The following is an 11,547-nucleotide window of genomic DNA, read 5'->3' as shown; positions in this document are numbered from 1 at the left end:
ACGCTTCGCTCCTCTTTCACGGCAATCTGCGGCACTTGGGAAACCTGCTAAGACCAGTCAGTTGAACTTATTGATCTCTGAGGTTGGTTTGCGGCACCTGGAAAACCCGTGCCATGTGAAGGACAATTCATTTCTTTACTAAAGAGAGGAATTCACTATGAAGAAGATCACGGCGATCGTCCGTCAGGAAAAACTTGAGGTTCTCAAAGACGCGCTGTTTGCTGCCGATGTTCGCGGCATGACCATCAACCAGGTGCAGGGCTGCGGCGCGCAGCATGGCTGGAAGGAATACGTGCGCGGCAACGAGTTGCTTGTCAACACGATCCCTAAGGTGCAGTTCACTCTTATCTGCGTCGATGAGCACGTCGATGGCATTGTCGACATCATCTGCAACGCCGCCCGCACCGGAGCCGTCGGCGATGGCAAGATCTGGGTCGAGCCGGTCGAGGAAGTCATCCGCATCCGTACCGGCGAACACGGCCCCGCCGCGGTGTAGAATCGACCGCCTGCCATCCGCAACGTTAAAATGCTGCAATGAGGCACAAGACTTGCGTTGCGGATGGACGGATTATGGGTCGTAATAAATATCCCGAGGAGACTGTCGCGAAGATTCTCGACGCGGCGCTGGAGCTATTCTGCGTACAGGGTTATGAGGGGACGAGCATTCAAGACATCGTCGACCGCCTCGATGGCATGACCAAGGGTGCTGTCTATCATCACTTTAAGAGCAAAGAGGAGATTTTCAACGCCGCATTTGATCGGGCAACGGCTCCGATTGCTGAGCACCGTCGCGCGACACTCGGTGCTGGCAATATGACGGGAGCTCAAAAGCTCAAACGACTTTATGCGCCCGAGTCCGTCGTTCCGCAAATCGAGCTATGGGCTCGCATGCATCCTGCGGCAGATCCGGTAAAAAGCTCGCGGCTGCTGGCGATGCAGTACCAAGGTTCGTTTGACGAGTCGGCCGATGGCAATCTCTTGCCAGTAATCGAGGAGGGCATCGCCGACGGCTCCATTGCGTGCGAATGCCCGCGCGAAGCAGCGGAGGCCGTATCGTTGTTAGCGAATCTTTGGCTGCTGCCATTGTTCCGTCCGCTCGAGCCCAAGGAGCGAATGCTTGCTCGCGCACAATGTTTGGCGCAGATGGCGGCCGCGGTGGGGCTTGATTTGGGTAATGAAGTGCTCCAGACAACGGCCCAGATTTGGGACGTATGGAACCGTGCCGGGTGGTAATATAGATACCAACGGTATGTAATTGATTTGTGAGGGTAGCCACGGCTGCCCTTTTCAAGTCATTAAATACATACTAACAGTATGTATTTGGGGGCAGGCTTATGGCTGGGATGCGAAGAATTAGCGTTTCATTGGCGCCAAAAACAGTGCGATCTATCAGGCTATTTGGTCTTCTTGTTGCACAGCTGTGTGCGTATTCGATGCTGTCGGCACTGTGCTTTGCGTGCCCGCTTTACTTGTTCGATTGCAGCGGCTCCTCAACGTTATATGGCGCCGTCGCGGCGATAGCGTTCATACCGGGCGTGCTCGCGACTCCGGTTGGCGGGATTTTGGCGGATCGGGGAAGACATCGCGGGGTTCTTGTGGTACTCGGCATTGTTCTGATGGCTGCATCACTGCTGTTTATCCCCATGAAGCGTTCGCTGCCTCTTGCGGTTGTCGTGGCAGCAATGCTTTGCGTCCAATATGGCATCCAATCGCTGCTGAAACCGATGCTTCAAATTGAGGCGGTGCGCATGACGGGCCAAGAAAAGGTTGAGCGTGCCACTGCGTTGGTCTCGCAGATAATCATGATGAGCAATATCTTGGGGCCTGTAGTCGGGACGGCAGTCTATGGGTGCTTTGGTATCGATACTCTATGCGAAACCGCGGCGTTGACGTTTACGATTTCAGCCCTGCTGTTCGGGGGCGCACTCAAGCAAAATGCCTCATCTGAAACGATGGGGGACGGCGCGACTCGTACGACACGCCGAAACGATTTTCGGGAGTTGATTCGGTACCTGTCTCAAAACTCATCATTGCTCGTTGTGTTTTTGATTGCGGCTATTTTGAACCTTGCGTTAGTTGGGTTAACGATTGGTGCTCCCGTTATTGTTGCAAAGCATCTCGGAATGCAGTCATCCTTTGTTGGGATTATTGAGGTGGCTATGGGCTTAGGTGGTCTTGTCGGCAGTGGTTTGGTCGGTATTTGGCCGCATCGTTTTTCCTTCAAGGGCATATGTCGATATGTTGCGATGATCTGTTTAGGAGTCGTACCGATTATTGTCACGCTACTGAGCGGTCCTAACGAATTTGCGTTTGTCGCGCTTGCGGCCGGCTCGGCATGGGTCATGGCGTGGGCAAGCGTTACATCGGTTGAAGTCGTTTCATTCGTTCAGCGGTCAGCGCCAAAGGAACTCTGCGGAAAAGTGCTGGCACTCGTTTACATGGCGCTTTCCTGCGCAACGCCTATTGGCCAATTGGTTTACGGGCTCGCATATGATCGATGGACTCCGGCGATTGTATTCGCAGGAATGTTGGCGGTGCTGACGTTGATGACAGCGCTGTTTTATCGGCTGAAAAGTCGCTTATGGCGAATGTCTTAAGGCACTGGGGCACCGTGAATTTGTGGAGGCAGTGGCACGTCGCGCCGGGACGCCATTGTTTGGGCACGCCCGTTCTCGTCTACAATATCGTGCAGACGAAGGAGAGACGTGCCCATGATCAAGATGTTTGCGAGTGACTTAGACGGAACGCTGCTGAACGCCCTGCACGAGGCGGATGGGACCATCCGCCGTGCCATCCGCGAGCTGACCAAGGCTGGCCTGCATGTGGTTCCCGCGACCGGACGCTCGACGCTGCCGATTGGCGAGCATGGCTTTACGGGCCTGGCGCTTGACGCCTGCTGCTCCAACGGATCCATCGTGCGCGACAGCCATGGCGAGGTGCTCAAGACCTGGACTATCGACCCACAGATCACCGAGGAGCTGCTCAAGGAGTTTCCGGATATCTGTTTTGACTGCTCCACGCCCGACGGCATGTTTTCGAGCGGATCGTTCGAGATGCACCAGGCGGGCTTTAAAAAGGACAGCCCTATCAAGCGCATCGTGATGCGCGGCATGCGTGCGCGTGGCGGGTACCACGAGGAACAGTACTTCGACCAGTCGATCGGTGACATCCTGCGTCATGACGTGTGCAAGATCAACTGCCGCGTGACCTCGCCCGAGCTGGAGCGCGACCTTAAGGCGTATTTGGCCGAGCGTTCGGACCGTGTGGTCAACGCGCCGTTCGATCCGGTGATGTTCGAGATCACGGACGTGGCGTGCAACAAGGGCGAGAGCGTGGCCTGGCTGGCGGGCTACTACGGTATTGCCGAGGATGAGGTCGCGGTTTACGGCGACGGCGGCAACGACATCGCCATGCTCAAGCGTTTCCGCCACAGCTACGCGACCAAAAACGCTAGCGATGCAGCCAAGGTCGCCGCGAGCGCAACTATCGGCAGCTGCATGGTCCACGCCGTCCCCAAACACATGCTCGCCACCATGCATAAGCAGAGCTCCCGCACCATCATCGAATAATGTGACAAAGGGACTGCCCCCTCGTCACATTCCAAATATTGCCTTTACGTGTTGATGCACACGGTGTGCAATAATACTCGCACTGTGCAATAGCGCACAGGCTGAGTAACAAGGAGGACGCTTGTCCCAGCTCGAGAAATGCGATCGCCGGTCCCTTCGCTCGCAGCGTGCCCTTCGCCAGGCACTTGCCAGCGAGCTTGCCGAAAGCGGCGACCTTTCGCGCATTAACGTCGCGTCGCTCACCGAGCGTGCCGGCCTTACGCGCCGCACGTTCTATTCGCACTACCGCGATATCCCCGACTTTATCAATCAAATCGAGGACGGCTTGCTGGCCGAGATCCGTGAGCGAATTGAGCTCATCACCGCAGCTCAGCTGCCCGATCTCTATCACAACATCGATGAGCTCGAGCCGGCGCCCGGTTCGGTTGAGCTGCTGCGTTATCTTGCGGCCAACCGCGACTTAATCGGTGCGCTGCTGGGTCCGGGCGGCGACCAGGCCTTCATTAAAAGGATCATCGACACCGCGCGCGAGGCTGTGGTGCCGCGTGCACAGACGGGCATTTTGGGCCTGGCGCTGGGCACGTTCTTTGACTACTACGTTACCTACGTCGTGAGTGCCGAGGTCGGCATGATTCAGCGCTGGTTTGAGCGTGGGCTCACCGAATCGCCCGAGGCCATGGCGCGCATTATGACGGTGCTCGCTTTTGTGCGCCCTGGTGACCTGTATGGCCAACCCATCGATATCAACGTGCCGGAATACGGCATGAAGCTATTGAACTTGCAGCTCGAGGACGCGGCCGACACCGCCGCAACCGTCGAGTCCAACAACTAAGAGGAGAGACAATGAGCAAACTCGTCGAGGGCATCAAGGACCGCATGGTCGCTGCCGCACGCGAGGCCGCGCCCGCCGTGGTGGACGCCGCGCAGAAGGCCGCGACCGCGGCTGCCGAGAAAGTTGCCGAGGCAGTTGCCGATGCCAAGAACGCGGCAGGGGAGACGTCCGTCGCTAGCGAGCCCGCCACCGCCGCTGAGCCCGTAGCCGCCGGCCAGGCCCCCGAAGGCGCGATCTTCAACCCCGAGGCCGCCCACGGCAACCTGCACCTGGGCATCGACGTGGGCTCCACCACCGTTAAGCTCGCCGTGCTCAACGACGACAACCAGATTGTCTACGCCAAGTACCAGCGCCACCACACCGACGTCCGTGCCTGCGCCCGCGACCTGTTCGAGGGTGCCGCGACCGTGCTGCCGACGGCCCAGATGACCTGCGCCATCACCGGCTCGGGCGGCCTGCTGCTGTCCCAGTGGCTCGACCTGGAGTTTGTCCAGGAGGTCATCGCCAGCAAGCGTGCCGTCGAGACCCTCATCCCGGCCACCGATGTCGCCATTGAGCTGGGCGGCGAGGATGCCAAGATCATCTACTTCGACAACGGCATCGAGCAGCGCATGAACGGCACCTGCGCCGGCGGCACGGGCGCGTTCATCGATCAGATGGCCACCCTGCTGCACACCGATGCCAGCGGCCTCAACGAGCTCGCGGCCAACGCCACCACCATCTATCCCATCGCCAGCCGCTGCGGCGTCTTTGCCAAGACCGACGTGCAGCCGCTGCTCAACGAGGGCGCCCGCCCCGAGGACGTGGCCGCCTCCATCTTCCAGGCCGTCGTGACCCAGACCATCTCGGGTCTGGCGTGCGGCCGTCCGATCAGCGGCAACGTCGCCTTCCTGGGCGGCCCGTTGCAGTATCTCTCCGAGCTGCGCCACCGCTTCTACCTCACGCTCAGCCTGGACGAGGAGCACCGTATCGTGCCCCAAAACGCTCACCTGTTTGTGGCGAGCGGCGCCGCCATGGCGCACGAGTCCAACAAGCTCAGCACGTTCCCGCAGCTCATCGAGGCCATTGATGCCCTGGGTGACACACAGGGTGCCGAGGTCGAGCGCCTGGACCCGCTCTTTGCCACCGACGAGGACTTTGCCGAGTTCAAGACCCGCCACGACACCGAGGTCGTCCCCAAGGGCAAGCTCGACGGCTACGCCGGCCGCGTGTTCATCGGCATCGACGCCGGCTCCACCACCATGAAAGCCGCACTCGTGGGCGAGGACGGCCAGCTGTTGCACACCTGGTACGGCAACAACAACGGTGACATCCTGGGCACGGCCAAGGTCATCATGGCCGATTTCTACAACCACATCCCCGCCGGCTGCACCATCGGCCACGTGACCACCACGGGCTATGGCGAGGCGCTGCTCATCGAGGCCCTCAAGGCCGACTCCGGCGAGATCGAGACCGTCGCGCACCTGCGCGGCGCCAAGGCGTTCCTGCCCGGCGTCGAGTTTATCCTGGACATCGGCGGCCAGGACATGAAGTGCCTGCGCGTCAAGGACGGCGTCATCGAACACATCATGCTCAACGAGGCCTGCTCGTCGGGCTGCGGCAGCTTTATCGAGAGCTTCGCCGTCTCTATGAACATGGACGTGCGCGCGTTCGCCGATGCCGCCATCCATGCCAAGGCCCCGGTCGACCTGGGCAGCCGCTGCACGGTCTTTATGAACTCGCGCGTCAAGCAGGCGCAAAAGGAGGGCGCCACGGTGGGCGACATCGCGGCCGGCCTGTCCTATTCCGTCATCAAGAATGCCCTGTTCAAGGTCATTAAGCTGCGCGACCCCAAGGAGATCGGCAGCCAGGTGATCGTCCAGGGCGGCACCTTTATGTCCGATGCGACGCTGCGCGCGTTTGAGCAGCTCACCGGCGTTCATGCCGTGCGTCCCGACATCGCCGGCTGCATGGGCGCCTACGGCGCGGCCTTGCTCGCCCGCGATCGCGCCGGCGCCGACGGCACCTCGACCATCCTCTCGGCCGAGGACATCGCACACCTCACCGTGACGCAAAAGCATGTCCGCTGCGGCCGTTGCTCTAACAACTGCCAGCTTACCGTCAACGACTTTGGCGGCGGCAGGCGCTTTATCACCGGCAACCGCTGCGAGAAGGGCGCCGGCCACAAAAAGCAGAAGACCGAGGCCCCCAACCTCTTCAAAAAGAAAAACGAGCTGCTCTTTAACCGCGAGGTGCTGAGCCCCGACGAGGCCCCGCGCGGCACCGTCGGCATCCCGCGCGCGCTCAACATGTACGAGAACTACCCCTTCTGGCACGCGTTCTTTACGCGTCTGGGCTTTAGCGTGCAGCTGTCCGACCAGTCGAGCAAAAAGACCTACCAGGCGGGCATCGAGTCCATGCCGTCCGAGAGCGTGTGCTATCCGGCCAAGATGAGCCACGGCCACGTGATGAACCTTATCGACCGCGATGTCGACTTCATCTGGATGCCGTGCGTGCGCTGGGAGCGCAAGGAGGATCCGACCGCCGGCAACTGTTACAACTGCCCCATCGTCATGAGCTACCCCACGGCGTTGGCACTCAACATCGACGAGATTCGCGAGCAGAACATCGAGTTCCTGTACCCGTTTGTGCCCTATCACGACAAGACCGAGCTCAAGCGCCGTCTGTACCAGGTGCTCGCCGTCGACCGCGTGGCCGATGCGCAAGCCGGTCGCGGTCGCGTGCGCGGTCCCAAGATCACGCGCTCCGAGGTCGATGCCGCCGTCAACGCTGCCTTTGAGGCCGACGCGCGCTTCCACGAGGATATCCAGACCATGGGCGAGGAGGCTCTTAAGTGGGTCGAGGACCACGGCGGTCACGGCATCGTGCTCGCCGGTCGTCCCTACCACAACGACCCCGAGATCAACCACGCCCTGCCCGAGCTTATCTCGAGCTTTGGCTTTGCGGTCTTTACCGAGGATTCGCTCGCGCATCTCGTGAAGCCCGAGCGCCCCATCCGCGTCGTCGACCAGTGGATGTACCACAGCCGCCTGTACGCCGTCGCCCGTTTTGTGACGATGCGCAACGACCTGGACCTGATCCAGCTCAACTCTTTCGGCTGCGGCCTCGATGCCCTGACCACCGATCAGGTGCAGGAGATCCTGGAGGCCAGCGGCAAGATCTACACCGTGCTCAAGATCGACGAGGTGTCCAACCTGGGCGCCGCGCGCATCCGCATCCGCTCGCTCATGGCCGCGCTTAAGGACCAGGAGGCCGAGCGCCTGGCCGAGGCCACGGCCGCGGGCGAGGCCTACGAGCAGGGCGATGCCGCGCCGGTGGCGCCCTCCACGGATGCCCCCGCATTCGCGAGCCGCAAGTACACGTTCGAGGCGCAGCGCGAGAGTGCTTCGACCGCGTGGCCCAAGGTGCCCTTTACCGAGCAGATGCGCGACGAGGGCTACACCATCCTGTGCCCGCAGATGGCGCCGATCCACTTTGACCTGGTCAAAGAGGTGTTCCGTGGTGCTGGCTACAACCTGGAGCTGTTGCCCTCGACTGACCACGATGCTGTCGAGGCCGGCCTGCGCTACGTGAACAACGACATCTGCTATCCGTCGATTCTGGTGACGGGCCAGATCATGGAGGCCATCGAGAGCGGTCGATACGACCTGTCCAAGACAGCTGTGGTCATCAGCCAGACCGGCGGTGGCTGCCGTGCCACCAACTACATCGCACTCATCCGCAAGGCCCTGCGCGAGAGCGGCCACCCCGAGATCCCGGTGATCTCGCTTTCGGCCGTGGCGCTCGGCGAGGACAACCCCGGCTTTAAGATTACGCCGGCGCTGCTTAAGCAGGCAGTTTACGCGGTGCTCTTTGGTGACGTAATGATGCAGATGCTCTACCGCTGCCGCCCGTACGAGGCAACGCCCGGTGCCGCCAATGCGCTCTACGAGGAGTACATGGCGCGCGCCCGCATGCTGGCGCCCAAGTTCAACCGCCACAACTACACCAAGCTGTGCCGCGAGGCCATCCGCGCGTTCGACACTATGCCGCTCGTGGGCGAGGGTACCAAGCCGCGCGTGGGCGTGGTCGGCGAGATCCTGGTCAAGTTCCATCCCACGGCCAACAACCACGTGGTCGACGTGATCGAGCGCGAGGGCTGCGAGGCCGTGGTGCCGGGTCTGCTCGACTTCTTCCTGTACTCCATGAGCAACGCCGAGCTGCAGAAGGACGAGCTGGGAAGCTCTGCTACCACGCGCGCTGGTATGCAGGCGCTCATCAAGCTCGTGGACTGGATGCGTACGCCGGTGGAGGAGATGCTCGAAAAGTCCCGCCGCTTTGAGGCGCCCGAGCGCATCGGCACCATGGCGGACAAGGCCCGCACGGTGCTTTCGGTGTGCAACAACATGGGCGAGGGCTGGCTGCTCACGGCCGAGATGCTCGATCTGATCGACCACGGCGCGCCTAACATCATCTGCACACAGCCCTTCGCGTGCCTGCCCAACCACGTGGTGGGTAAGGCCGTGATCAAGGAGCTGCGCCGCCAGCACCCCGAGAGCAACATTGTTGCGGTGGACTACGACCCCGGTGCATCCGAGGTCAACCAGCTCAACCGCATTAAGCTCATGATTAGCGTGGCCAAGGAGAACATGCGCGCCGGCAAGGGCTTTAAGCTCGAGAAGGTGGCACCGCTCGCGATGGACGAGGTCACCGGCCAGATGCGTGCCCACGATGGCTGCGTGAGCTGCGGATCGGCCGGCGAGGAGGTCGTGGCATCGGTCGCCAAGCGTCTGGGACGTGGTATTAAGAAGTAACTGGCCTGCTATGGGCTGGATATGAGACAAACGGGTGGTAGCCGTACCGGCTACCACCCGTTTTTGCTGGACATATGTTGCGCAAATGACCTTGCTACAGCCTTCCATGGGCTTGCCCGATTTTTGGGCCGGTTCGGGCTTTGAGGACAAGTTACTGCAGGCCCAAGGCGATTATTCGCTCAACGCGGGCCAGCACAGCGTGACCTATCTGCCAAGTTCCGACACGGCAACGACCGATCGCTACCAGGTGCTGTTGTACGACAACAATTTTGGTGCGGCCGAAAGCTATCCCAAGTTCGACTGGGGCCAGCTGGGCGCCGCGGTGGTGACCGACTACAGCCGCGGCTCGCATTCGTTTGGGCGCATCTTTACGGTGGACGAGGTGGCACGCACCTACGGGCTCGAAGACCAGATCGCGGTGCCGTTCTCGGGCTACGTCAGCAGCGCGTCGGCGATTCAGATAGTATGCTCGTGGCATCGGGCCAGGCCAAGACCTTTACCGAGTACGACCGCTACGGTCTACCCATCGCTACCTACGAGATGGAAGCCGAGAAGTACATCTACCGCGTGTACAAGTACGAGCTGTAGCGCTGCGCTTGGCTGTGCCTGCGCCCCGCGGCTGCGCTCTCGTGCCGGGCCCACCTCGCGTCCCGCATCACTTCACATCAAACTCCACGCGATCGAGTTCGGGCACGTTGAGGTCAATGAGCTTGCGGGCGACGTGACGGTCGTGTGCCCCAAGCGCCTCGCTTGTCGTCACGTGGGCGACAACCTCGCGCTCGACGATGCCCTCTTCCTCGCCCTCGGCAGCCGAGGTCTCGACGGCGACGGTGTAATCCTTAAAGCCCGGCAGCACCGCGGCAAGTTCGCGCGTAGTTTCGGTGACGCCGTAGCCGTCCTGCACGCCGGCCTGCGCCGAGCCAATAGACCCCACGGTCATAACGATGCAGGGAATGGCAAAGATCGCCGTGCCCAAAATAATGCGGCGGCGCACCTTGCGCGATAGCTCGTCGACCTCGGCATTTTCCTCGGCGGTCACAATGCCGTCGCCGTTCAGGTCGCGCTTGAGCGGCACGCGCAGAAGAAGCAGCACGGCTTCGGCCGCCAGTGCGATAAAGACGACGTTGATGCCAAACTCGTAGAGGGCCGAGAGGAACAGCGACCCGCTCGCGATGGCAATGCCGTAGCCCGCCGCGCACAGGGGCGGCATGAGCGCGGTCGCCACGGCCACGCCGGCGATGAGCGTGGCGGGTTCCTGGTCGCGCGAGTTGCCCAGGCCACCCGCAAAGCCGCCCGCGAGCGCGACGGCAAGGTCCCACACGGTGGGCGTCGAGTTGTCGATAATGGCGGCCGTGGTGGTGCCAAGGGGCGAGAGCTTAAAATACAGCGTGGACGTGACCAGGCAAAAGACCATCTGCAGTGCGAGGCTGGCAATGGCCTCGACGGTGATCTCGCGGTCGAGCGTGGCAATGCCATATGCCATGGCAAGGACCGAGCCCATGAGCGGGCAGATGAGCATGGCGCCCACGATGGCGATGCCCGAGTCGATATCGAGGCCGATGCTTGCGATGAGCATGGCGATGATGAGGATGCACAGGTGAGAGCCGGTCAGGCGTGCCCCGTTTACAAAGCGCTTGCGAATCACGTGGTAGGGCGCGCGACCCTCGCGAATGTTGAATGCGCGCTTTAAAAAACGACCAGCCTGTTCGGCAGCCTCACTATGGGCAGGGCGGATGCCGTGGCGCCGGTGATGGCGTTCACGCAGTCGCTTGATCTGTTGTTTATCGAGTTCCATGTCCACCTCGTTCTGGCACGGGCCGCGCAACGCGCCCGTTGTCTTAACTCTACACCGTGGCGGGCGGGGTGTCTGTTGGATGCGGAATCCGATAGGGCGGATGACGCGGGAGCAAATGCAAATTACAGGCTCAATTCGATCCCGCAAGAATATGATGCACCAGCTCCCATATATGTGACGAAATTGTGAAGCACGAGAGTGCAAATTTCAAAAAATCCGCCGGTAACCAATGTTGCGCAACAGAATTCAAAAATCAGCTCCTACATTTTGAAGCGTATGGATACATCCGTGTCAAAGGGAGAAAGCCATGGCAAACTACAGTCCACAGCACTTTGAGCCTCGGGCCAAGGCCGTCAACGTCAAGGGCGTTGCTAACCGCGCCGTCGCAACCGTTTTGACAGCGGGCCTCATCGCTCAGCCGCTCATGTCGCCGCTGGCGGCAATCGCCGCACCGTCAACCGATAACGGCGATTCTGTTCAGGGGGGTGTTCCTATAGTTTTGTCAACGGTTTTCTCCGTTGAGCTACCTAGATTCTCTCCATGCTGGCGCCAGCCCAT

The 11,547-nt window shown here is 60.9% G+C and carries 9 protein-coding genes and 1 pseudogene; 9 read left to right on the top strand and 1 reads right to left on the bottom strand.

Going from position 1 to position 11,547, the window contains the following annotated elements; translation table 11 throughout:
* Positions 1-157: 157 nt before the first annotated feature.
* The 8 genes and pseudogenes from PMX70_RS08295 (at position 158) to PMX70_RS08265 (ending at position 9,782) form a co-directional block, all read left to right on the top strand.
* Positions 158-496 carry a P-II family nitrogen regulator gene (locus tag PMX70_RS08295; RefSeq protein WP_271743344.1) on the top strand — a complete coding sequence of 113 codons (339 nt, stop codon included), beginning with the start codon at positions 158-160 and terminating at the stop codon, positions 494-496.
* A gap of 74 nt (positions 497-570) precedes the next feature.
* The gene (locus tag PMX70_RS08290) at positions 571-1,233 is read left to right on the top strand and encodes a TetR/AcrR family transcriptional regulator (RefSeq protein ID WP_035137606.1); all 663 of its coding nucleotides are present in this window, start codon (positions 571-573) and stop codon (positions 1,231-1,233) included.
* A gap of 101 nt (positions 1,234-1,334) precedes the next feature.
* Complete coding sequence (locus tag PMX70_RS08285; protein WP_138339552.1) at positions 1,335-2,597, top strand: MFS transporter; 1,263 nt, start codon at positions 1,335-1,337, stop codon at positions 2,595-2,597.
* Positions 2,598-2,711: 114 nt separating this feature from the next.
* On the top strand, positions 2,712-3,569 hold the full coding sequence (locus PMX70_RS08280) for an HAD-IIB family hydrolase (RefSeq protein ID WP_271743343.1): 858 nt from the start codon (positions 2,712-2,714) through the stop codon (positions 3,567-3,569).
* Between the two features lie 121 nt (positions 3,570-3,690).
* A complete protein-coding gene (locus PMX70_RS08275) occupies positions 3,691-4,401 on the top strand; it encodes a TetR/AcrR family transcriptional regulator (protein ID WP_040358972.1) in 711 nt (236 codons plus the stop codon).
* Positions 4,402-4,412: 11 nt separating this feature from the next.
* The gene (locus tag PMX70_RS08270; RefSeq protein WP_271743342.1) at positions 4,413-9,194 is read left to right on the top strand and encodes a 2-hydroxyacyl-CoA dehydratase; all 4,782 of its coding nucleotides are present in this window, start codon (positions 4,413-4,415) and stop codon (positions 9,192-9,194) included.
* 85 nt (positions 9,195-9,279) lie between these two features.
* Positions 9,280-9,636: pseudogene (locus PMX70_RS10160) on the top strand (aryl-sulfate sulfotransferase); the annotation flags it as partial.
* Positions 9,637-9,659: 23 nt separating this feature from the next.
* Positions 9,660-9,782 carry a hypothetical protein gene (locus PMX70_RS08265; RefSeq protein ID WP_271743341.1) on the top strand — a complete coding sequence of 41 codons (123 nt, stop codon included), beginning with the start codon at positions 9,660-9,662 and terminating at the stop codon, positions 9,780-9,782.
* Between the two features lie 67 nt (positions 9,783-9,849).
* Here PMX70_RS08265 and PMX70_RS08260 read toward each other — a convergent pair whose 3' ends face one another.
* The gene (locus PMX70_RS08260) at positions 9,850-10,989 is read right to left on the bottom strand and encodes a DUF389 domain-containing protein (RefSeq protein ID WP_271743340.1); all 1,140 of its coding nucleotides are present in this window, start codon (positions 10,987-10,989) and stop codon (positions 9,850-9,852) included.
* Positions 10,990-11,296: 307 nt separating this feature from the next.
* Here PMX70_RS08260 and PMX70_RS08255 point away from each other — a divergent pair.
* A partial coding sequence (locus PMX70_RS08255) for a hypothetical protein (RefSeq protein WP_271743339.1) occupies positions 11,297-11,547 on the top strand: 251 nt, incomplete at its 3' end.

The sequence above is a fragment of the Collinsella aerofaciens genome, from assembly GCF_028206795.1.
In the GTDB taxonomy this organism is placed as follows: domain Bacteria; phylum Actinomycetota; class Coriobacteriia; order Coriobacteriales; family Coriobacteriaceae; genus Collinsella; species Collinsella aerofaciens_AX.
The sequence above is the reverse complement of the archived record's forward strand: the minus strand, read 5'-3'. Positions and strand labels throughout refer to the sequence as shown.

Excerpts from the sequence above, each read along its gene's own strand:
- PMX70_RS08295 (WP_271743344.1), top strand. The coding sequence starts at position 158 with ATGAAGAAGATCACGGCGATCGTCCGTCAGGAAAAACTTGAGGTTCTC.
- PMX70_RS08280 (WP_271743343.1), top strand. The coding sequence starts at position 2,712 with ATGATCAAGATGTTTGCGAGTGACTTAGACGGAACGCTGCTGAACGCC.
- PMX70_RS08285 (WP_138339552.1), top strand. The coding sequence starts at position 1,335 with ATGGCTGGGATGCGAAGAATTAGCGTTTCATTGGCGCCAAAAACAGTG.
- PMX70_RS08260 (WP_271743340.1), bottom strand. The coding sequence starts at position 10,989 with ATGGAACTCGATAAACAACAGATCAAGCGACTGCGTGAACGCCATCAC.
- PMX70_RS08270 (WP_271743342.1), top strand. The coding sequence starts at position 4,413 with ATGAGCAAACTCGTCGAGGGCATCAAGGACCGCATGGTCGCTGCCGCA.
- PMX70_RS08265 (WP_271743341.1), top strand. The coding sequence starts at position 9,660 with ATGCTCGTGGCATCGGGCCAGGCCAAGACCTTTACCGAGTACGACCGC.
- PMX70_RS08290 (WP_035137606.1), top strand. The coding sequence starts at position 571 with ATGGGTCGTAATAAATATCCCGAGGAGACTGTCGCGAAGATTCTCGAC.